Annotated in this window: 25 protein-coding genes and 1 tRNA gene; 21 read left to right on the top strand and 5 right to left on the bottom strand. The window is 38.4% G+C overall.

All coding sequences use genetic code 11. The annotated features are described in order from the left end of the window. Positions 1-49: 49 nt before the first annotated feature. Both H0184_RS00400 and glnA read left to right on the top strand, forming a co-directional pair. The gene (locus H0184_RS00400; protein WP_221819749.1) at positions 50-457 is read left to right on the top strand and encodes a MerR family transcriptional regulator; all 408 of its coding nucleotides are present in this window, start codon (positions 50-52) and stop codon (positions 455-457) included. Positions 458-487: 30 nt separating this feature from the next. After that, the gene (gene glnA / locus H0184_RS00395) at positions 488-1,822 is read left to right on the top strand and encodes a type I glutamate--ammonia ligase (RefSeq protein ID WP_221819746.1); all 1,335 of its coding nucleotides are present in this window, start codon (positions 488-490) and stop codon (positions 1,820-1,822) included. 61 nt (positions 1,823-1,883) lie between these two features. Here the strand turns inward: glnA and H0184_RS00390 are convergent, their stop codons facing one another. Further along, positions 1,884-2,168 carry a DUF4257 domain-containing protein gene (locus H0184_RS00390; protein ID WP_221819744.1) on the bottom strand — a complete coding sequence of 95 codons (285 nt, stop codon included), beginning with the start codon at positions 2,166-2,168 and terminating at the stop codon, positions 1,884-1,886. A gap of 310 nt (positions 2,169-2,478) precedes the next feature. Beyond that, the gene (gene lexA / locus H0184_RS00385; RefSeq protein ID WP_221819742.1) at positions 2,479-3,102 is read right to left on the bottom strand and encodes a transcriptional repressor LexA; all 624 of its coding nucleotides are present in this window, start codon (positions 3,100-3,102) and stop codon (positions 2,479-2,481) included. A 158-nt stretch (positions 3,103-3,260) separates the two neighbouring features. Here lexA and yneA point away from each other — a divergent pair, with 158 nt between their 5' ends. The 9 genes from yneA (at position 3,261) to H0184_RS00340 (ending at position 12,317) form a co-directional block, all read left to right on the top strand. Continuing rightward, positions 3,261-3,584 carry a cell division suppressor protein YneA gene (gene yneA, locus H0184_RS00380; protein WP_221819740.1) on the top strand — a complete coding sequence of 108 codons (324 nt, stop codon included), beginning with the start codon at positions 3,261-3,263 and terminating at the stop codon, positions 3,582-3,584. 6 nt (positions 3,585-3,590) lie between these two features. Continuing rightward, complete coding sequence (locus H0184_RS00375; protein ID WP_221819737.1) at positions 3,591-4,250, top strand: YneB family resolvase-like protein; 660 nt, start codon at positions 3,591-3,593, stop codon at positions 4,248-4,250. Between the two features lie 321 nt (positions 4,251-4,571). Then, positions 4,572-4,802 carry a DUF896 domain-containing protein gene (locus H0184_RS00370; RefSeq protein WP_221819735.1) on the top strand — a complete coding sequence of 77 codons (231 nt, stop codon included), beginning with the start codon at positions 4,572-4,574 and terminating at the stop codon, positions 4,800-4,802. A 179-nt stretch (positions 4,803-4,981) separates the two neighbouring features. Continuing rightward, positions 4,982-6,988, top strand: a complete 2,007-nt coding sequence (gene tkt, locus H0184_RS00365; protein ID WP_221819733.1) for a transketolase — start codon at positions 4,982-4,984, stop codon at positions 6,986-6,988. Positions 6,989-7,233: 245 nt separating this feature from the next. Continuing rightward, the gene (gene sirA / locus H0184_RS00360) at positions 7,234-7,674 is read left to right on the top strand and encodes a sporulation inhibitor of replication protein SirA (RefSeq protein ID WP_221819731.1); all 441 of its coding nucleotides are present in this window, start codon (positions 7,234-7,236) and stop codon (positions 7,672-7,674) included. Between the two features lie 77 nt (positions 7,675-7,751). Continuing rightward, the gene (locus tag H0184_RS00355) at positions 7,752-7,973 is read left to right on the top strand and encodes a YneF family protein (protein WP_045519419.1); all 222 of its coding nucleotides are present in this window, start codon (positions 7,752-7,754) and stop codon (positions 7,971-7,973) included. A gap of 166 nt (positions 7,974-8,139) precedes the next feature. Next, complete coding sequence (locus H0184_RS00350; protein WP_221819729.1) at positions 8,140-8,604, top strand: hypothetical protein; 465 nt, start codon at positions 8,140-8,142, stop codon at positions 8,602-8,604. 166 nt (positions 8,605-8,770) lie between these two features. Then, complete coding sequence (locus H0184_RS00345) at positions 8,771-10,522, top strand: ABC transporter ATP-binding protein (protein WP_221819727.1); 1,752 nt, start codon at positions 8,771-8,773, stop codon at positions 10,520-10,522. Position 10,523: 1 nt separating this feature from the next. Beyond that, positions 10,524-12,317 (top strand): ABC transporter ATP-binding protein, encoded by a 1,794-nt coding sequence (locus H0184_RS00340; RefSeq protein WP_221821201.1) that lies wholly within the window; start codon positions 10,524-10,526, stop codon positions 12,315-12,317. A 56-nt stretch (positions 12,318-12,373) separates the two neighbouring features. On the opposite strand, the gene H0184_RS00335 is transcribed toward H0184_RS00340, so the two are convergent. Together H0184_RS00335 and H0184_RS00330 are read right to left on the bottom strand one after the other, a co-directional pair. Next, positions 12,374-13,536, bottom strand: a protein-coding gene (locus tag H0184_RS00335) for an IS3 family transposase (RefSeq protein WP_396953566.1) whose coding sequence is annotated in 2 segments (ribosomal slippage) — positions 12,374-13,260 and positions 13,260-13,536 — 1,164 coding nt in all. Because the reading frame shifts where the segments join, the coding sequence is not laid out codon by codon here. A 105-nt stretch (positions 13,537-13,641) separates the two neighbouring features. Then, entirely contained in the window at positions 13,642-13,821 is a 180-nt protein-coding gene (locus H0184_RS00330) for an aspartyl-phosphate phosphatase Spo0E family protein (RefSeq protein ID WP_221819725.1), read from the bottom strand. Positions 13,822-14,099: 278 nt separating this feature from the next. Here H0184_RS00330 and H0184_RS00325 point away from each other — a divergent pair, with 278 nt between their 5' ends. After that, the gene (locus tag H0184_RS00325) at positions 14,100-14,807 is read left to right on the top strand and encodes a cytochrome c biogenesis CcdA family protein (RefSeq protein ID WP_221819724.1); all 708 of its coding nucleotides are present in this window, start codon (positions 14,100-14,102) and stop codon (positions 14,805-14,807) included. 59 nt (positions 14,808-14,866) lie between these two features. Beyond that, positions 14,867-15,340: a CcdC family protein gene (locus H0184_RS00320; protein ID WP_221819723.1), complete on the top strand. Its 474-nt coding sequence runs from the start codon at positions 14,867-14,869 to the stop codon at positions 15,338-15,340. Between the two features lie 326 nt (positions 15,341-15,666). On the opposite strand, the gene H0184_RS00315 is transcribed toward H0184_RS00320, so the two are convergent. Further along, positions 15,667-16,095: a DUF2621 domain-containing protein gene (locus tag H0184_RS00315; protein WP_221819722.1), complete on the bottom strand. Its 429-nt coding sequence runs from the start codon at positions 16,093-16,095 to the stop codon at positions 15,667-15,669. Positions 16,096-16,312: 217 nt separating this feature from the next. Between H0184_RS00315 and H0184_RS00310 the strand changes: the two genes are divergently transcribed. From H0184_RS00310 to H0184_RS27480, 8 genes are all read left to right on the top strand, one after another. Beyond that, a tRNA-Sec gene (locus tag H0184_RS00310) sits at positions 16,313-16,409 on the top strand. Between the two features lie 210 nt (positions 16,410-16,619). After that, positions 16,620-17,570: a tyrosine-type recombinase/integrase gene (locus H0184_RS00305; protein WP_260631356.1), complete on the top strand. Its 951-nt coding sequence runs from the start codon at positions 16,620-16,622 to the stop codon at positions 17,568-17,570. Between the two features lie 53 nt (positions 17,571-17,623). Next, entirely contained in the window at positions 17,624-17,887 is a 264-nt protein-coding gene (locus tag H0184_RS00300) for a hypothetical protein (protein WP_221819721.1), read from the top strand. 91 nt (positions 17,888-17,978) lie between these two features. Next, on the top strand, positions 17,979-18,317 hold the full coding sequence (locus tag H0184_RS00295) for a YolD-like family protein (RefSeq protein ID WP_221819719.1): 339 nt from the start codon (positions 17,979-17,981) through the stop codon (positions 18,315-18,317). Positions 18,318-18,983: 666 nt separating this feature from the next. Then, positions 18,984-19,163 (top strand): hypothetical protein, encoded by a 180-nt coding sequence (locus H0184_RS00290; RefSeq protein ID WP_221819717.1) that lies wholly within the window; start codon positions 18,984-18,986, stop codon positions 19,161-19,163. 99 nt (positions 19,164-19,262) lie between these two features. Beyond that, positions 19,263-19,871, top strand: coding sequence for a hypothetical protein (locus tag H0184_RS00285; protein ID WP_221819716.1), 609 nt, complete (start codon positions 19,263-19,265; stop codon positions 19,869-19,871). Between the two features lie 123 nt (positions 19,872-19,994). Further along, complete coding sequence (locus tag H0184_RS00280; RefSeq protein WP_221821301.1) at positions 19,995-20,279, top strand: hypothetical protein; 285 nt, start codon at positions 19,995-19,997, stop codon at positions 20,277-20,279. Beyond that, on the top strand, positions 20,276-20,407 hold the full coding sequence (locus H0184_RS27480) for a hypothetical protein (protein WP_260631355.1): 132 nt from the start codon (positions 20,276-20,278) through the stop codon (positions 20,405-20,407). Before H0184_RS00280 ends, H0184_RS27480 begins: the two co-directional genes overlap by 4 nt. Positions 20,408-20,443 lie beyond the last annotated feature (36 nt).

Below are 20,443 nucleotides of genomic sequence, written 5' to 3'. Positions count from 1 at the left end.
CACGAAATATAATAGCATTATAAATTAGCAAAAAGAGAGGAGAAATTTAATGAGTGGAAAGGAAATACGCCGCTCAATGCCACTATTCCCAATCGGAACCGTCATGCAGTTAACAGAACTAACAGCTAGGCAAATCCGATACTATGAAGAGCATCAATTGATTTCTCCAGCAAGAACTGATGGGAATAGAAGACTATTTAGTCTAAACGATATTGATAGTCTATTAGAAATTAAGGATCTCATTGATCAAGGAGTTAATATGGCTGGTATAAAACAGCTCTTCTTAATCAAGGATCAACAGCAGCAGGCAAACGTAATCCAGCAGCAGGCTGAGAAAGCCAAACAAGAGTTAACAGACGAACAGCTGAGAAACCTTCTGCGGCATGAATTGCAGCAAGCTGGCAGATTTAATCGTTCGTCACTAAGGCAAGGGGATATGTCACGATTTTTCCATTAAAATTTATTAAACTACTTGGGGGTAATAAGAATGGCAAAGTTTACAAGAGAAGATATTAAGCGGTTGGCACAAGAGGAAAATGTTAAATTTATTCGTCTTCAATTCACTGATATTTTAGGAACGATTAAAAACGTTGAGATTCCTGTCAGCCAATTAGAAAAGGCTTTAGATAATAAAATGATGTTTGATGGATCATCTATCGAAGGATTTGTACGTATTGAAGAATCTGATATGTATTTATATCCTGACCTGAATACATGGGTAGTTTTCCCTTGGACAGCTGAAAAAGGAAAAGTTGCTCGCTTAATTTGCGATATCTATACAGCGGAAGGAAATCCATTTGATGGTGATCCGCGTAATAACCTAAGAAGAGTATTGAAAGAAATGGAAGAACTAGGATTTACAGATTTTAACTTAGGGCCTGAGCCAGAATTCTTCTTATTTAAATTAGATGAAAAAGGTGAGCCAACACTAGAATTGAACGACCAAGGCGGATATTTCGACTTAGCACCAACAGATTTAGGAGAAAACTGCCGTCGTGATATCGTGCTAGAACTAGAAGAAATGGGCTTTGAAATTGAAGCATCTCACCATGAAGTAGCACCAGGACAGCACGAAATTGACTTCAAATATGCGGATGCATTAACAGCATGTGACCAAATTCAAACATTCAAATTAGTAGTAAAAACAATTGCACGTAAGCACGGTTTACATGCGACGTTCATGCCAAAACCATTATACGGCGTAAACGGTTCTGGAATGCACATGAATCTTTCATTATTCTCTAATGGAAAAAATGCATTCTACGAGCCAACTGGCGACCTAGAAATGAGCGATACAGCTCGTCAATTCATTGCAGGTATCCTAAAGCACGCTCCAAGCTTTACAGCTGTAACCAATCCAACTGTAAACTCTTATAAGCGTCTAGTACCTGGTTATGAAGCACCTTGCTACGTGGCATGGTCTGCTAGAAACCGTTCACCATTAATCCGTATTCCTGCTTCTCGCGGCTTAAGTACTCGTGTAGAAGTAAGAAGCGTTGACCCAGCTGCTAACCCATATCTAGCAATGGCTGTTCTATTAAAAGCTGGTTTAGATGGTATTAAGAATAAAATGACTCCTCCAGCTCCAGTTGACCGTAACATCTATGTAATGAGCAAAGAAGAGAGAATTGAAGAAGGAATCATCGATCTTCCAGCAACTCTAGCTCAAGCACTAGATCAATTGAAGTCCGATGAAGTAATCGTAGCTGGTTTAGGAGAGCATATCTTCGAACACTTTATCGAAGCAAAAGAAATCGAGTGGGATATGTTCAGAACGGTAGTACACCCTTGGGAACGTGATCAATATATGAGCATGTACTAAAATGAAAAAGACCCAGTGTGGATACAAGTCCATACTGGGTTTTTTTTTTTTTTTTTTTCTACTATTTTTCATTTTTTTCATTTAGTAACTTAAACCTGGTGAGAATAATATCACTGCTAACCCCTACAAGGACGGATACTAAAATATTCTCAACCAAAGAATTGGGAGTTGTGTAAATCACCACGAGGAGACAAGCGACTAAACATAGAAGTATTTCTTCTAGAAAACCTAGATAAACAAACTTCTTTGTCTTACGAGGCATGATGATTTTTCCGTGCTTTCGAACATGACTGATAATTCCTACTGATCCACCAATTACCATTGAGAAAATAATGTCCTTCAACACTGTTTTCCACTCTCCTTAAGCCTGGATTTTTTTGACCTAAGGTAAACTCTTGGTGTATTACCATTATATCAATAGTGGAAACTAGATAGAATGAGTAAATATACACAATTTTGTATATTTTCCAAAAATAAACATATTTTATGAGCGTAAATACGACTATGATTTCTGATGAGAGACCCATTCGGACAGGACAAGCAAAGAAAGAGTGGATGATGTCTGAATGAGGAGATCATTCGGACATGACAGGCACAAAAAAGAGTCCGATATAAATTGGACTCTTTTTGTGCTATTAAATCTAGCTCTTCATGGATTAATGTATGTGACGGTAAACTCCAATCACTTTTCCAAGTATCGATACATTTCTTAAAATAATCGGATCCATTGTAGAGTTCTCCGGCTGCAGGCGAATGTAATCCTTTTCTTTAAAGAATCGCTTACAAGTAGCTTCATCCTCTTCTGTCATTGCCACAACGATATCTCCATTATTGGCAGTTTGCTGCTGTCTAACGATTACGTAATCTCCATCGAGAATTCCAGCTTCTATCATACTCTCACCCATGATTTCTAGCATAAATACCTGTTCATCAGCAGGTGCAAGACTCTCTGGCAGTGGAAAATACTCTTCTACGTTTTCGATGGCGGTAATAGGCAGACCGGCGGTTACTTTACCAACGATTGGGACATTGACAACATTGTTCCTTGGAATATTTACACTTTCATCGGCTTCTAGTATTTCAATTGCTCTTGGTTTTGTTGGGTCTCGTCTAATTAGTCCTTTGCTTTCTAAACGTGCTAAATGACCATGGACAGTAGAACTAGAGGCAAGTCCAACTGCTTCACCTATTTCTCTAACGGAAGGCGGATAGCCTTTTTTCTTAACTTCCCCTTTAATAAACTCAAGGATATCCTGCTGGCGCTTAGATATTTTTGTCATAATAGATACACCTCGCCCTATTTAATATTTACATATATTATATCATGTTCGTATTTTTTGTACAAACATAAGTTCGAATAATCGTTGACAACAAACAAGTGTTCGGATTATAATCTAAATAAGAAAACGAACATATATTCTAGATAGGGGTTATTATGATGAAAAAAATATGTGAAAAATATTCGTATGCTATCTTACTATTCATTTTAAGCTGTTCATTAGCTTTTATTTTATCGTTACGTTTCAATACCAATGAAGACCAAAAATTCTTAACCATTACTGTTTCCGAAGGGGATTCACTATGGAATATTTCAAAAGAATATGCGGAACAGCATTCATTCTCTCATACTGAATTTATCACCTGGGTTAAACAGCATAACGAAATGGAAGGGGAACATATTTATCCTGGCGATGAAATAGTCATTCCTGTAGATTATGAAACTGGGTCTGTAACTGAACTTGCAAGCGCAGCTGGAGAGTAAAGTGAGATGGTAAATGCAATCATATACTGCAGGGTAAGTACAAACAAAGACACGCAGGAAACTTCATTAAGGCGTCAGGAGGAGGAACTAGTTCTTCTTGCTAAACAATATCATTTCGAAGTTGTTTCCATTATTAGAGAGCAAGCAAGCGGTTATGACCTAGATAGAGACGGGGTCCTTGAGTTATTGGATTTATTGAAAGAAAAGACCATACAAGCTGTGTTAATCCAAGATGAAACGAGACTTGGAAGAGGGAATGCAAAAATTGCTCTTTTGCATTGCATTATGAAGGAAGGAGTAAAGCTGTATAGTATTTCTCATAATGGAGAGTTACAGTTATCCGAAAGTGATTCAATGGTATTGAAAATTGTCGGTATGGTGGAAGAATATCAGCGTAAATTACATAATATTAAAATCAAACGTGGAATGAAACGGGCTGTGGCTCAAGGGTACAAGCCAGAAAAAAATCTTAAGAATCTCGAGTGGAATTCAGGACGGGAAAAAATAGAGGTTCCGATAGAAGAGATTGTTCGTCTTAGAAAAAACAAATTAACTTTTTCCGAGATTGCTGCTACTCTTAGAGGATTTGGGTATAATATTTCAAAAGCAACCGTTCACAGACGCTATCAAGACTATCAAGAATCTATCGAAACGGATGCAGAGTAGACCATTTGCCTTGTCAGATGGTCTATTTTTTAGTAAAATCAGTCTTTAAGTGTAGATGTGGTACTAGAATTTTTGATTTTATAGCTCAGTTGATTGGAGCATAAGGCACGAAGACTCCTCGAAAATGCTATCGCATTTTCTTCGTGCGAGGGCAGATTCATGGATGAAATTCAATGTCCTGCGGGAGGACGGGGCAGGGGAGACCCCGCAGGCGCATAGCGCCGAGGAGGCTCCCCGGACCGCCCGCGGAAAGCGAAGTGCCTGGAGCGGAAATCAACGGCCTTGTTATCACAGTCAAAGTATGGGAAAGGAGGGTCCGAAATGCTCTCAAAAGAAAAAATGGCCAGAATCAATGAATTGGCAAGAAAAGCAAAATCTACTGGATTAACAGAAGCAGAAGCAAAAGAACAAACAAAATTAAGAAGTGAGTATTTAACCACTTTCCGCAGTTCTATGCTGGATACTTTAACAAATACTAAAATCATTGACCCTGAGGGTAATGATGTTACGCCACATAAGATTAAACAAAGAAAAAAATATAATCTTCATTAATAAAGGGAAAGCATTTCGTTTTCCTTTTTTACATAATGCCCACGATTCAGTGTCAAAATAAGAAAGTGAAAGAAAAATAGTTAGTTTAGTACTCAAATTAATTGTTGAAATAATAGCAATAGAACTATAATATAAAAGTTGGTATTATTAATCCTATCGAATCAGGAGTGATTTATTTAATGTTTGATACTATTGATGCTTTATCAGTAACATCTATTCGTACCCTTTCAATTGATATGATTGAAAAAGCAAATTCAGGACATCCTGGAATGCCTATGGGTGCTGCACCTATGACTTATGCTTTATGGACACGTTTTATGAACCATAATCCAAAAAATCCAGAATGGTTTAACCGTGACCGTTTTGTTTTGTCTGCAGGACATGGATCTGCTTTGTTATACAGCATGCTGCACTTGTCAGGTTATAATCTATCAATGGATGATTTGAAACAATTCCGCCAATGGGGCAGTAAGACTCCAGGACATCCAGAGTTTGGCCATACTGAGGGTGTGGAAGCAACTACAGGTCCACTAGGACAGGGTATTGCGATGGCTGTTGGGATGGCAATGGCAGAACGTCATACAGCAAGTGTTTATAATAAAGACAACTATGAACTAGTAAACCATTTTACATATAGTATTTGTGGTGATGGAGATCTAATGGAAGGTGTATCAGCAGAGGCTGCATCCCTTGCAGGTCATTTAAAACTAGGACGTTTAGTCGTTTTATATGATTCTAATGATATCTCTCTTGATGGTGATTTAAATAAATCCTTCTCTGAAAGTGTAAAAGACCGTTTCTTATCATACGGCTGGCAATACATTCGAGTAGAAGATGGAAATAACCTTGAAGAAATTTCTAAAGCATTAGAAGAAGCTAGAACTGATCTAGACAGACCTACTATGATTGAAGTAAGAACTGTCATTGGTTATGGTTCACCTAACCGTGCCGGAACTTCAGGAGTACATGGTTCTCCACTTGGTGCTGATGAATTAAAGCTTACAAAGGAAGCCTATAAATGGACTTTTGAAGAGGATTTCCATGTGCCTCAGGAAGTATATGATAACTTCCAAAATCTTATCGTTGAAAATGGCGCTAAGAAAGAAAAAGAATGGAATGACATGTTTGCACAATATAAAAATGAATATCCTGAATTGGCTGTTCAACTAGAACAAGTTCTTAAAAATGAATTGCCTGAAGGCTGGGACAAGGATATTCCTGTATACAGCGAAGGTAAAGCCTTAGCGAGCCGTGCTTCATCAGGTGAAGCGTTAAACGGTATTGCAAAGAATTTACCAATCTTTATTGGCGGATCTGCTGACCTTGCTGGTTCAAATAAAACCATGATCAAAGGAACAGGAGATTATGCTCCAGGCAATTATGAAAACCGTAATATCTGGTTCGGTGTTCGTGAATTTGCGATGGGTGCAGCAATGAACGGAATTGCCTTACATGGCGGAGTAAAAATCTTTGGCGGAACATTCTTTGTATTCTCTGATTATCTGCGTCCTGCTATCCGACTTGCTGCATTAATGGGATTACCTGTAACATACGTATTTACGCATGACAGTATTGCTGTTGGGGAAGATGGGCCAACTCATGAGCCTGTTGAGCAGCTTGCAGCACTACGTGCAATGCCAGGTCTTTCTATTATTCGTCCTGCTGATGGTAATGAGACTGCTGCTGCATGGAAGCTTGCGGTTGAGTCAACTAACAAACCAACTGCATTAGTGTTAACTCGTCAGGATCTGCCAACACTAAAAGACACAGACAAAAATGCCTATGAAGGCGTTTCGAAGGGTGCATATGTTGTTTCTCCATCTGAAAGAGAGACTGCAGATGCTCTATTACTAGCAACTGGTTCTGAGGTAAGTCTAGCTGTTGAAGCTCAAAAGGCTTTAGCTGGTGAAGGTGTTCATGTATCTGTTGTAAGCATGCCATCATGGGATCGCTTTGAACAACAAACACAGGAATATAAGGACTCAGTTCTTCCTAAGAACGTGAAAAAGCGTCTAGGGATTGAAGTTGGTTCTTCATTCGGCTGGCACAAATATACTGGTGATGAAGGCGATGTATTAGCAATTGATACATTTGGAGCTTCTGCACCAGGTGAAAAAGTAATGGAAGAATACGGATTTACTGTCAACAATGTAGTTGCACGCGTAAAAGCACTTCTTCAAAAATAATATGAATGTAACGAAGGGAACGACAATTGTCGTTCTCTTTTTTGTAGTTTTAGACTTAGGATGGATTTTAGATGGATAATTCAAAACTTTCGGGAAACTCCAATTACTAGTAGGATATAATAATATTTGTGAGAAACTTATGGATTCGACAATAATAGTGGTTATTTTTGCCGGTATAAGACAAATGTTTTGATAGTGTTTATTTATAATTGATAGAAAGGGTATTCAACGAAGGAGAGATCGTGGTGAGGAATTATCAGCTTTATCTTATAGAAGATGAATTTGCCGCCCATTACTTCGGAAGAGAGCGTATGTTTTATCAGCTTTTTCAGGAACATCACAAAGCAGAAGGTGAACTGAAATTTATCACAAATAAACAGATTTCCTATATAACAAAGTCATTAGAGGTTTTAAAAATACATCAATTACTTCAAAAACAACTCGGAAAAAAGAAGGGTTTTCGTGCCGAACATGGTACATACTCTATTGAGTTGAGTGGAAAACTAAGTACAGCGAAATTAAGAGTCTTCCAGGACTTAATTACAATTGAGGCATCTGGCAGTTATGAAGCGGAAACGATTTTCTTTGAAGTGCTTAGAAAATGCGAATCATCGTTTATGGCTTTAGATCTTGATCATCAGCGGTTTGGTTGGTTAAAGCCTATTAAAGAAAGAAAATATGTTTAATCTTTTAAAAGAGAATATTGTATATTCCCGTTTTATTTAGTACACTGTATGGTAGACAACATGAAGGAGGAAGTTTAATGGGTACAGGTTTATGGATTCTAGTTGTTGTACTAGCTTTAGTAGCTGGTGTAGCTCTAGGATTTTTCATTGCTCGTAGATACATGATGAGCTACTTAAAGAAAAATCCACCAATTAATGAACAAATGTTAAAAATGATGATGATGCAAATGGGTATGAAGCCTTCTCAAAAGAAGATCAACCAAATGATGTCTGCTATGAATAAACAGCAAGGCAAATAAAGAAATTAGAACCATTTTATCTATGGATAAGATGGTTTTTTATTTTTGATGAGGATTATTTTTTTAAAAATTATTTTTTTAAAAAAATATATTGAAATAATGGATAAATAGGTACATAATAGTTACGCTAATAACAACAACTACATAGAAAAAGGAGCAATACTACATGAAAAAGGTTTTATCACTTATTTTAGTTTTACTACTTGCTTTAACAGCATGCGGAACGCAAGAAAAAGAGGATACAGCAACTCCTAAAGAAAACAAATCAGAAGAAAGCACCAATGCTGCTAAAGATAATGAAGGTACGAGAGAGCTGACTGCTGAGGATGAGAAGTATGCTGAATTAATTACAGCTAAAGATTACGAGACAGTAGTAAGAGAAACAGGTTCATTAAAGAGCGAATCACAAAAGGATTTCTACTTTATCGCTTCTGCTTTTATTAAAAACAATGAAATTCAAACAAAGACCTATGATCCGAATGACCCCAATGCGATTGTAACGGATCACAAGGTGATCGTGAATTATTTAAACCGTGTTAAATTTGTACCTGACCAAATCAAAGATGAAGTAGATGGATTGAGAAAAGCTGCTGAAGATAAATTGGCAGAGTTAGAAAAAGAAGCTGAATAATTAAGGTTGAGCACTCATAAAAATGGGTGCTTTTTTCATGGGAAGAATAGGTGTCTAAATCTTTATTATTTTAATAATATTTGATAAAATTAATCTTCGGGTGAGTTGTAATGATTTTTTTAAAATAATAAACAGATAAATTGAACTATCTTTCGGGGGAACGTTTATGAGAGTATTTTTAGAATTGGGCTGGTTTTTTAAACAAGAGAAAAAAGCGTACATATCAGGAATCGCCATTTTACTATTTGTGGCACTGCTTCAACTCGTACCTCCCAAGGTGATAGGGGTAATTGCCGACCATATTAATGAAGGCACGTTAACTAAAGGGGTGTTGTTCGAGTGGATGGCAATCTTAGTGGGTGCAGGCCTTGGAATGTATGTTTTGAGATATTTTTGGAGGATTATGATTTTTGGTTCGGCGGTTAAGCTGAGCAAACAATTAAGGAATCAATTATACCAACACTTTACAAACATGTCGCCCTCGTTTTATCAAAAACGAAGAACGGGCGATTTAATGGCACATGCGACAAATGACCTGCAAGCTATCCAGCAGACAGCTGGTGCTGGGGTCCTAACGTTAGTAGATTCTCTTTCAACGGGTGGAACGGTTATTTTGGCCATGGCGTTTACTATCAGCTGGAAATTAACGTTAATTTGTTTAATTCCAATGCCTTTTATGGCCATTCTTACTAGCTGGTTTGGTACGATGCTCCATCGGACCTTTCATAAGGCACAAGAAGCCTTTTCTGACTTAAATGATAAAACACAAGAAAGTATCTCCGGTATAAAGGTTATTAAAACTTTTGGACAGGAAAAGGAAGATATTGAGGATTTTAGAAAGCAATCAGATGACGTCGTCCAAAAAAATATTGTCGTTGCTAAAATCGATTCTTTATACGATCCTACCATCTCTATTATTGTCGGGATATCGTTCTTCTTAGCCATTACCTTTGGTTCAAAATATGTATTGGCAGGGGAACTAACTATTGGAGAATTAATAGCGTTTACAACCTATTTAGGCCTATTAATCTGGCCAATGCTCGCTTTTGGCTGGTTGTTCAATATTGTTGAACGCGGCCGCGCATCCTATGACCGTGTTGCAGCATTACTTCGTGAAAAGTCAGATATTACAGACCGGAATCATGCGTTGGACGTTGTGCCAAGTGGTGATATCCATTATGATATCGAAAAATTTACTTTTCCTGGTGAAAAAGAACCTATGTTAAAGAATGTCTCTTTCTCTATCAATAGAGGGGAAACACTTGGAATTGTAGGGAAGACCGGCGCAGGAAAAACAACACTATTAAAACTGCTTATTCGTGAATTTGAAGACTATGAGGGCGGAATTTCCTTTGGTGGTCATACACTTCAAGACTATAAGCTAGAGAAACTGCGGGAAGCGATTGGTTATGTTCCACAAGATCATTTCTTATTTTCAGCAAGTGTTGCAGAAAATATTGCCTTTACCAACCCGCTAGTTCCAGAGGAAGAGATTTATGATGCGGCAAGGCTTGCAAATATTCACGATGATATTCTCCAGTTTACCAATGGCTACCAAACGGTTGTGGGAGAAAGAGGGGTCTCACTTTCCGGTGGTCAGAAACAAAGAATTTCAATTGCACGAGCACTGCTTATGAATCCAGAAGTATTAGTGCTGGATGATTCCCTTTCTGCTGTCGATGCAAAGACAGAGGAGGCCATTCTTTCTTCACTAAGAAAGAACCGCGAAGGGAAAACAACGATTATTACTTCTCACCGCTTGAGTGCCATTCAACATGCAAACTTAATCCTTGTTCTTGAAAATGGCAGGGTAATTGAAAGAGGGACACATGATGAACTAATGGAAAACCATGGGTGGTATAAGGAAATGTATTTACGTCAGCAGCTAGAGGAGTTGGTTGAGCATGGAGGACATTAAAATGGAAGATACAGCACAGCTGACTGAAAAAGAACAAAAAAATGTTTTATTTCGACTGCTGGCCTATACGAAACCACATAAAAAGGAATTAATTCTAGCATTCACGCTTTTGGTCATAACAACATTGGGAGAATTAGCAGGTCCGATTCTTGTGAAAATCTTTATCGATGATTATTTAACACCAGGAAACCTAGTCTTTGGGCCTCTCATGATTCTAGGGGCAAGTTATTTAGGTATTCAAATTGTTAAATCAGTTCTAATGTTTTTTCAATTAGTGAAGTTTCAGGAGATTGCATTAAAAATCATTCAACAGCTTCGAGTCGATATTTTTACAAAGGTACAGTCACTAGGGTTAAAGTACTTTGATCAAACACCGGCAGGCAGTATTGTTTCGCGTGTGACAAACGACACCGAGGCAATTAAAGATATGTTTGTTACAGTAATCTCAACGTTCATCCAGAGTGGGTTTTTATTAGCAGGTATCTTTATTACTATGTTTATTCTAGATGTAAAACTGGCCATGTTCTGTCTGATTTTTATCCCATTAATTCTTCTTGTTATGAGTTTATATCGAAAATTTAGTTCTCGTTATTATTTGGATATGCGCGAAAGACTCAGCCAATTAAATGCTAAATTAAGTGAATCTCTGCAAGGGATGAGTATTATTCAAGTCTTTCGCCAGGAAAAAAGACTTCGTAAAGAATTCGAAGATATTAATGAGAAGCACTATAATGCGGGAATGAAGAATATTAAGATTGATGGATTACTGCTGCGCCCAGCGGTGGATTTGATTTTCATCTTAGGATTAATTATTGTTTTGAATTATTTTGGTCTTACTTCATTGAACAGTCCAGTTGAGATTGGTGTGTTATATGCTTTCGTGAATTATCTGGAGCGATTCTTTGAACCAGTCAACAATATGATGATGAGATTATCCTTGTACCAGCAGGCGATTGTTGCAGGGGCTCGTGTTTTTAGAATTCTTGATAAGGAAGAATTGGCACCTGCACAAAAGGAAGAAAGTAACCTTTCTATTGAAGAAGGAAGTATTGAATTTAAGAATTTAACTTTTTCTTACGATGGCCAGCGCGATGTATTGAAGAATATTTCCTTCACAGCACGTCCTGGGGAAACCGTAGCGCTTGTCGGGCATACGGGAAGCGGGAAAAGTTCCATTATCAATCTTCTCATGAGATTCTATGAATACGAGAAGGGAGATATTTTAGTCGACGGTAAATCGATTCGAGATTTTTCACAGGATGAATTAAGAGACAAAATGGGGCTTGTACTCCAAGATCCGTTTTTATTCTTCGGAAGTGTAAGAGACAATATTACTCTCCATAATCATCAATTAACAGATGAGCAAGTAGAGGAAGCGGCTAAATTTGTTCAGGCACATACCTTTATTGAGAAACTGGAAGATTCCTATAATCATAAAGTGGTGGAAAGAGGATCTACTTTATCTAGTGGACAACGCCAATTGATTGCCTTTGCAAGGACCATTGCTGCCAATCCAAAGATTCTCGTCCTTGATGAAGCAACGGCCAATATTGATACGGAAACAGAGGAAGCCATCCAAACAGCTCTCGCGAAAATGCGGAAAGGGCGTACAACGATTGCGATCGCGCACCGATTATCAACGATTCAGGATGCTGACTTAATTCTCGTCCTGCATCAGGGAGAAATAGTCGAAAGAGGAACGCATCAGGAGCTACTTGCGCTCGGCGGTTTATATCATAAAATGTTCCTTTTGCAAAATGGAGCAGTAGATCGTTTAGAGGACGTTATGCAATAAAAAAAATCCTGGTCAAAAGTGGACTGACCCGTTGAAATGAGACTTAGAAAAAACACCTATGCTGCCTGTCCCCGATATTCCAGTGGGGACAGGTAGTTTAATTTTGCCTGAATGCGTATATGATTATATCGATACATGTATTGATTTACAATTTGTACTACTTTAGAATTGAACATAGATGCTCTGCGTTGAGCGTTGAATCCTTCCGACTTTAGCGAGGAGTGAAAGGATTCGATGACGGCATTATCATGGCAGTTTCCTTTTCGAGACATGCTTGTGGTAATGCCTTTTTCTTTGGCCAAATTCTGATATGCATATGAAGTATAGACAGATCCCTGGTCGCTATGAAGAAGTAACCCTATTGGTTTACGTAATTCTACTGCTTCCCTTAATGTATCTAATACTAGGTTGATATCTTGGCTCGTACCTATCTTATAAGCCACTACCTCGTTGTTATATAGGTCCATAATCGTTGATAAATACAGCATAGTTGAGCCATAAGGTAAGTAGGTAATATCCGTTACCCATTTTTCATTTGGTTGACTTGCTTTAAAGTTACGATTGAGAATGTTTGGCACAACAATATTACTCTCACCATTAATGTACTTCTGTCGCTTCATTTTAACTTGACACTGAATCTCAAATTTCTGCATAATCTTTTGTACTGTTTTGCGATCAACTTTTATTCCGTGCTTTCTGTTTAGTAATGATTTAATTTTTCGGTGGCCATAATGATAAAAATTTTCCTCACATAGCTTAATTACTAGTTCCTCTAAAGGGGTTAACACATTGACTTTATATTTCTTTTTCCACCGATAATACGTTGCCTTAGGAATGCCTAAGACACTAAGAATTTCGATTACTTTATACTTGGATGAAAGGTCTTCTACAACTTGTACAACGACTTGCGGCTCCAACTCCTTTCGATTTCCTGGTACTTTTTTAAGATTTCCAATTGAGTCTCTAATTGTTTATTTTTTAATTTCAATTGGTCTAACTCACTTAGTTCCTCTGTCCCTTTACCATAGGTATATTGTTTTCCTACTTGTTGAGAAAACCGGTAGGTTTGCCCCGTTCTAAACCATTTCATCCATGTCTTAATTTGAGACTTATGTTTAATACCCAGCTGCTCCATAATTTCTTTGTTCGACTTTCCGGCTTGCTTCAACTTAATTACTTCCCACTTAATTTCTTCTGGGTAATGTACTCTTGTGCCCATATAAAAACACCCTCCTAAATATCATATTGTAATAATACGATTCAGGGGGTGTTTTTTCCTTGTCTCATTTATCTGGGTCTCTTCAAAAGGCCAGGATTTTTTTTGTTAAAGACTCGCCACTTGGCGGGTTTTCTTTATATACTTTCGATTATATTCATTTAAAAGGTGGTCTAATTCCTGGCTATAGCGAATAGCAATGGTGGAAGTCAGGCCGTTCGTGACCGCGACTTGAATTAACTCAGCACGCTTTTTTTCAATTAGTGAAATTAGGTCTTGTTTGATCACAGCCGTGGTCCTTTCTGAGCAAAACTCAATAATAGAAAACAAAACATTGATAGTTATTCTCTACCAATGTTTTACTAGTATAACCTAAGATGGGAATAAATTCAAAGATATTTGTAAAAAAATAACCAAATAAGGTTGGTAATTAGTAGCATAATAGAAACTATTTGAACAAAATGCTAATACGCCTCTTGAGACACAAAATATTCATGTTAACCATTATCTTTTAGGGGAAAGGTTTGTTAAAATGAAATAGTATCGACTATAGTGGGAGTGTTAATATGACGGATGTAAATATATTTTTAGCTTTAGGCGCGGGCTTTTTAAGTTTCATTTCACCATGCTGTTTACCGCTATACCCAGCATTTCTATCTTATATCACGGGGATGTCTGTTGGCGAGTTAAAAACTGAAAATGCCATGCTTCAAAAGCGCAGTCTTCTACATACAATCTTTTTCCTTTTAGGATTTTCAGCTATATTTATTGCCATTGGATTTGGAACATCGTTTGTAGGCAGCTTTTTCCTTGAGTACAAGGATCTCATTCGTCAGTTAGGCGGAATCTTTATTGTGCTATTTGGTTTAATCATTGTCGGTGTATTTAAACCAGAGTTTTTGATGAAGGATCGTAAGTTAGAATTTAAAAATAGACCCTCCGGCTATTTTGGTTCCGCACTGATTGGTATGGCCTTTGCGGCTGGCTGGACACCATGTACAGGCCCAATTCTATCGGCGGTTATTGCCTTAGCAGCGACCAATCCAGGTTCAGGTGTACTTTATATGGTTGCATACTCCCTAGGGTTTGCGATTCCGTTTTTAATCTTATCGTTCTTTGTTGGCCGCATGAAATGGATTCGTAAAAACAGTGGTAAGATTGTTAAAATTGGTGGTTATATTATGATTGTCATGGGGATTGTGCTCTTCTTTGACTGGATGACAAAAATTATCACCCTTTTCTCAGGTATGTTTGGTGGATTTACTGGTTTCTAATGAATGAATTATATAGTAATATATTTATTGCGTTATTTTTATAATAGGGGATGGGTCCTATGAACTTCGTTGTTGTTTCTTCTATAGGAGCGGTTTTTATGGGGATACTTGCTTTATTCGTCCGCATGAAGGCTGCAAAGAAACCTACAAATGCGTTGAAAATTATCCTTCCGCCGGTCTTTATGTCAAGCGGGGCATTAATGTATGTGGTACCACAATTCAGGTTAACTCCTATGGAAATAGGGGAAGTAGTAATCGTAGGAATGCTGTTTTCCATACTGCTGATAAAAACCTCGAAATTTGAGATCCGCGAGAACGAAATCTATTTAAAACGGTCTAAAGCGTTTATGTATATTCTAGTTGGACTATTAATTGTGAGATTAGGGTTAAAAACTATTTTAAGTACCACGATCGATTTCGGAGAATTAAGCGGTATGTTCTTCTTGCTCGCGTTTAGTATGATTGTTCCGTGGCGGATTGCGATGTATTTAGATTATAAGAAGCTATATAGGCAGCTTCAAGGACAGCACTGATTCTTTTAGAGTCAGTGTTTTTTGTTTAGTGAACCAGTTATTTGAATTAATTAATTATTTACAAGACCCATCGTTATCGTTACCGCTTACCCAAAATATGAGTATTTGAGGGAACGAATAAAGTCTAATCGTTACCGTTTATCCCCAAATGTGTGTTTAGAGGGCACGAATAAAGTCTAATCGTTACCGTTTACCCCCAAATGTGTGTTTAAAGGGCACGAATGAAGGCTAATTGTTACCGTTTACCTCAAAATTAAGTGTAAGTGGTAACGAATAAAGCCTAATCAATACTGTTGAACACAAAAAAACCGCCACAAGAGGACGGTTTAGAATAAGTGCTCGAAAGGAGCGACATCAATTTGATTTTCAAATAGTTTCTTTCGTAAAAACTTATGATCTCTCTTAGGTGTTGCTTGAATGTACCCGCGGATGACGATTTCTTCGGTGATTTTTGTTACCTTCTCGTTAAGTGCAAGCTCACCAATTTTACCGGCAATTTTATGTCTAGCTACATCACGGAAAAGCTCTGGTACAGGGCTGACTAAATCCTCAAGCAAGTGTTTTTCTTCCTCGTCCCATAAATGACGAGTCTGATTCACGTAGAATTCTTCCCAGTCCATCACCGATTTGCCATCTTCCTTTGGCATTTTCTTGAGAAATTTCCGAAACATAAAAAATCCGCCAATCCCCATTAAACCAGCAAATACAAAAATCCATATTAATATAAACCATAAAAACCAACCAGTTAGCTGCATATCATTCACCTACAAAATACTATTTTCATCTATCTATTATAGTCTGTGACGAGGGTAAAAGACAAGTAATGCCTTTACTATCAAGAAAGAGTTATCATTAGAAGGAGGTTGCAAAAGTTGTCGGAAAAATGACAATATCCCCAACTCTATTGATATTTACTATATTCCATTGTATTATAATTACAAATAGGAATTACCTTTCTACAATAATAATTATGGGGCTGAATGGGGTACTGGTGTCCTCCACAGTCTTCAAAACTGCTTGAGACCTGCGTGCCAGGTCTGGTGGGTTCGATTCCCACACAGTCCCGCCAACGTTCTTACTCCCGCAAGGGTTTGACGTTGATTGATCCGGTGATTGTTGCCGGTGATTGTGACGGTTTACATACACAGTTTTCGCCCAGTCTAACGCAAGACTGTATAAGGGTGAGACGTAAGACTGTGTTAATAGTCGCGCGAAACTGTTTAAGTTATTCATTCGTCCTCTTACGCTAATTTTAGACTGGCGGAAGGGGATTTTTATTTTGCGGAAAAATTTAACTAGACGGAAGCGGACAGCAACGACTGAAATACCGCTAAGCATGACGGAAATGTTCGAGGAGTTTATGCTGATTAAGAAGGGCGAAGGTCTGGCAAAACGAACGATTACCGAGCATTATAATAACTTCGGATATTTTAAGGATTATATAAACCGCGAGTTACTAGCGGATGAAATGACGACGGAGTTATTTATGGGCTGGATTACGTTTATGCGTGACGAGATGGACTACACGCCAGGAACCATTAATATTCGCGTTAGGACAATGCGAGCATTCCTGCGTTATTGTTACGAGGATAAGGCGTGGATTAGCGAGCCTATACATAAGCGCTTTAAGCCGATTAAGGCGCCAATAGACGTAGTAGAGGCGTTTACGGTGGAGGAATATCGTAGATTGATTGCGGCCATAGATGACGAGAGTTATGTCGGATTTCGTACGAAGGTAATTACGTTTGTCTTACTTGATACGATGGTGCGAGTCTGCGAATTGGTTGATATAAAGCGGCAAAATATCGATTTTAAGACGATGTCGATACGCTTAGAAGCTGCGGATACTAAGACGCGTGTAGGCCGTGTAGTGCCGATTTCAGCTCGGACTGCGAAGCTATTGAGCGAATATATGAAAGAGACGGAAGACTTCGGCAATGAGTACGTATTCCTTACGTATGAAGGCGAAAAGATAGGCGAGGCAACTGTGCGGGATAACTTGCGAGTATATGGACAGGTCGCTAAGATAACAAATAAACGAGTCAGTCCGCATACTTTGCGTCATACTGGCGCATTGTTCTATATTCTTAACGGTGGTGATCCGTTTAGTCTACAGCGTATTCTCGGACATTCGCATATGAACATGGTGCGTCGTTATGTACAAATGACGAATATGGACGTTCAAAATCAGCATAGCGCACATTCTCCACTTAATTACGTATTTAAATAAGGTGCAAAATTCCTTCTGTTAAATTAAGATAATAATATGAGGAGGAATTGATAGTGAAAACAGCATTTCTAATTTCGTTTATGGTTCAAGGGATTGAACAGAAGTTACCGTTTCAAATCGTATCTAAAAACGAGCCTAATAAAGTACAAATTTTAGAGAAAATTACTGAAATTGTAAATCATTACGACCTAAGTCCCGAAATTAAGTTTGATAAATTCCATCAAGAAAAGAGCGAAAAATTATATCTTTATAAAATAGGAGATAATAATTGCGCAGTAAGGGTGGAGCGTAAGGAAATTTTTGAATTTACAAAGTAAAGGCGTCCAATAGAAGGGCGTTTTTATTTTTCTATACATACGGAACGTTTGTTCGTATATAATAGTAGTATAAATACGAAGGAGTGATTAGATGGCAATACGTGATCGCGGTAAAATTAAGTGGCAAGGAGCGTTCTTTATGCCGGAACAAGTGAAAATGCAGCGTGACTTGTGGCAGGATATGAAGCGTGAAGCTAAGCCGATACTGGACGAATATCAGATGGAGGAGTTTGACCTGCGCATTAAGTACGCAATGGAATATAAACATGCGATAAGGGTAACCGTCTGGTCTGACGGATTCACTACGGACTATACTGGGCGAATACAGCGCGTTGATCCTATTACGCATGAGCTGCGACTGGAGGTAAAACCTGGCGAATATGAACGCATTCAATTCGGAGATGTGACCGCAGTAAAGGTTGTAAATTGAACGGAAAGTGTACGTTTTCGGTAACGTATTACATATATATTTATATAGGGATGATAGCGAGAGGTAGTAAGGAATAGTAGTGATGGCGGTGATTATTGACGATTCTTTACATATTGGCGAAATCTTGGCGTTACCAGCTGTGGCGTCGCCAGGCGTGAGTGCCTCTGAAAACTCGGGGTTGGACCGGACATCTTGCGGAAATAACGGCAGGAAATAGGAGCTGGTTTATGCAATGCGGTAGGCCATACGGTAGCTGCACGATCGCCAGGAACCGCAATATACCGGCAATGTATAAGAGTACGTATAACTGCGTAATTATCTGTGCATATAAACGTTGATACTACGCGGTTTGTATTTGACTTAATTACGCATAATGTGCATTATACGAACCGATGATGAATCGTTATACATTCATATGCAACGTCAGACAACGTACAACTCGACATTATTCCAGAAACAAAATACCCCCGGCGGGGATGAAAACCAAAAAATATTCGTCAGCCACCAGAGATTCGCGTAATCCATTTCGTTTTTCTCAAGGTAAAAATAATTGCGCAAAATTTTTTAAAAACCCAAGGTTAGTCGGACACACAACGTCCTCATTTCTCCGCAGGTACTGGCGGACTATTGCCGAATTCATTAACGTAGGAAAGTGAGGCGATCAAGATGAAAAAGGAACGCATTAAAATAAAGGTTACGTTATGGCATGACGGTTTCCGAGCGGACGCACGAGACGGCAAGAATGGCGTAGCAGTTTACAATTGCTTCGGTACCACTCCGGAAGCAGCGGAGGAAATGGCGCGGCTAAAACTGAAGCAACGCCAAGACGAATTACGTTCGATGTAAGGACGCAAAACACACGAAATAAAAATAATTAACCACGCTGGAAACTTTTCCCTTATAATATACGTAGATAGATATATCCATATTAAGGGAGGGTTACATATGAAAAAGTTACTAGTTTTATTGTTCGCTATTCTTTTGTTTGCTCTGACGGGTTGCGGAGCGGACAAGGCTACGGATGAGCTCGAGAAAAACGACAAGAAAAAGGCGGAGGCAAAAGTCGAAGAGTCCGCAGACAAAGAAACGGACGCTGCAACCAGTGAAGAGAAAAAGTCAGAAGACGTCTGGACTTATTATGACAACGCAAAATGGTCTGATAATTTTAACGGGTTGAAGCTCGACGTCGAGAAAGTCGTTGTAAGTGACATCGCACCGACTATGGAAGATGAAAATGCTAAGGCATCTGCAGTTGGCGTTAAGTTCAAGATGGAGAATACGACGGAAGGAAAATTTACTGTTTACCCGGATCAAGCAGTCTTGGTAACGAGCACTGGAGAACAAATAGACATGCCGGATATGTTTGTTTCCGATAGTATCGGTGGTGAAATTGATAAAGGAGTTATTAAAGAAGGAAATATCATTTGGTACCTTGAACGCGGTCATGCTGCAGATATAACTTGGATTAAAATGAGTTTTAATGGCCGTGTTGGCGCAGAAGATCAGTTTGACGGTGAATCAAAAGATTTTGAATTCGAAATTAAGTTGAAATAAAAAGGGCCCCGGAGAAATATCCGGGGCTTTTACGTTTGATTTCGCAAACTGACGCAAGACTGACGATTAACCACGCTAGATACTCTTTCTATATAATAAGCGAAATAGAAGGGAGGAATAGCGATGGAAATAAGGAAGACGAAGTTTGTTAGGAGTAGCTTGCTTAATAAAAATAAAACCTTTAAGCGATCTAGAGTATTGGGATTGAGGAAAGAGGTGTTTAGACAAGTAATGAAAATTGGCAACACAACTCTTTTCATCCATTCGGAGTTATGCCGCCTAACCCAGGACGAAAGGCGCCAATATTTCCAAGAGGAACTAGAACGTGGTAATCCTGTTTTGCTGGAACTTCAGAGGTTGGTTCGCGAATCGTATATTAAACGAATGCAGAGTGGTGATGTTAAATGAAGGCAAATAAAAAGAAACAAACGACACCCAAAGTAAAAATTGTAAAACAAGTTTTCTTAGGTGAATTTAAAATTGAGGATTATCTCCAAAAGGAAGTAGAGCGGCTTTTAGAAAAATATAAGAAATAATAAACAAGCCCCGAGCAATTAAGCACGGGGTTTTTT

Origin of the sequence: Neobacillus niacini (assembly GCF_019749295.1) — a bacterium.
Lineage (GTDB): Bacteria > Bacillota > Bacilli > Bacillales > Cytobacillaceae > Neobacillus > Neobacillus niacini_D.
Note: the sequence above shows the minus strand (reverse complement) of the source record. Positions and strands in the feature narration are given on the sequence as shown.

Bases quoted from the DNA above. Each gene is read 5' to 3' on its own strand.
- H0184_RS00320 (WP_221819723.1), top strand. From the start codon at position 14,867: ATGAACTTCGTTGTTGTTTCTTCTATAGGAGCGGTTTTTATGGGGATA.
- H0184_RS00355 (WP_045519419.1), top strand. From the start codon at position 7,752: ATGGGTACAGGTTTATGGATTCTAGTTGTTGTACTAGCTTTAGTAGCT.
- H0184_RS00375 (WP_221819737.1), top strand. From the start codon at position 3,591: ATGGTAAATGCAATCATATACTGCAGGGTAAGTACAAACAAAGACACG.
- H0184_RS00315 (WP_221819722.1), bottom strand. From the start codon at position 16,095: ATGCAGCTAACTGGTTGGTTTTTATGGTTTATATTAATATGGATTTTT.
- H0184_RS00295 (WP_221819719.1), top strand. From the start codon at position 17,979: ATGGCAATACGTGATCGCGGTAAAATTAAGTGGCAAGGAGCGTTCTTT.
- H0184_RS00340 (WP_221821201.1), top strand. From the start codon at position 10,524: ATGGAAGATACAGCACAGCTGACTGAAAAAGAACAAAAAAATGTTTTA.
- H0184_RS00345 (WP_221819727.1), top strand. From the start codon at position 8,771: ATGAGAGTATTTTTAGAATTGGGCTGGTTTTTTAAACAAGAGAAAAAA.
- tkt (WP_221819733.1), top strand. From the start codon at position 4,982: ATGTTTGATACTATTGATGCTTTATCAGTAACATCTATTCGTACCCTT.
- H0184_RS00370 (WP_221819735.1), top strand. From the start codon at position 4,572: ATGCTCTCAAAAGAAAAAATGGCCAGAATCAATGAATTGGCAAGAAAA.
- glnA (WP_221819746.1), top strand. From the start codon at position 488: ATGGCAAAGTTTACAAGAGAAGATATTAAGCGGTTGGCACAAGAGGAA.
- H0184_RS00400 (WP_221819749.1), top strand. From the start codon at position 50: ATGAGTGGAAAGGAAATACGCCGCTCAATGCCACTATTCCCAATCGGA.
- H0184_RS00285 (WP_221819716.1), top strand. From the start codon at position 19,263: ATGAAAAAGTTACTAGTTTTATTGTTCGCTATTCTTTTGTTTGCTCTG.
- H0184_RS00280 (WP_221821301.1), top strand. From the start codon at position 19,995: ATGGAAATAAGGAAGACGAAGTTTGTTAGGAGTAGCTTGCTTAATAAA.
- H0184_RS27480 (WP_260631355.1), top strand. From the start codon at position 20,276: ATGAAGGCAAATAAAAAGAAACAAACGACACCCAAAGTAAAAATTGTA.
- H0184_RS00325 (WP_221819724.1), top strand. From the start codon at position 14,100: ATGACGGATGTAAATATATTTTTAGCTTTAGGCGCGGGCTTTTTAAGT.
- H0184_RS00290 (WP_221819717.1), top strand. From the start codon at position 18,984: ATGAAAAAGGAACGCATTAAAATAAAGGTTACGTTATGGCATGACGGT.
- H0184_RS00350 (WP_221819729.1), top strand. From the start codon at position 8,140: ATGAAAAAGGTTTTATCACTTATTTTAGTTTTACTACTTGCTTTAACA.
- lexA (WP_221819742.1), bottom strand. From the start codon at position 3,102: ATGACAAAAATATCTAAGCGCCAGCAGGATATCCTTGAGTTTATTAAA.
- yneA (WP_221819740.1), top strand. From the start codon at position 3,261: ATGAAAAAAATATGTGAAAAATATTCGTATGCTATCTTACTATTCATT.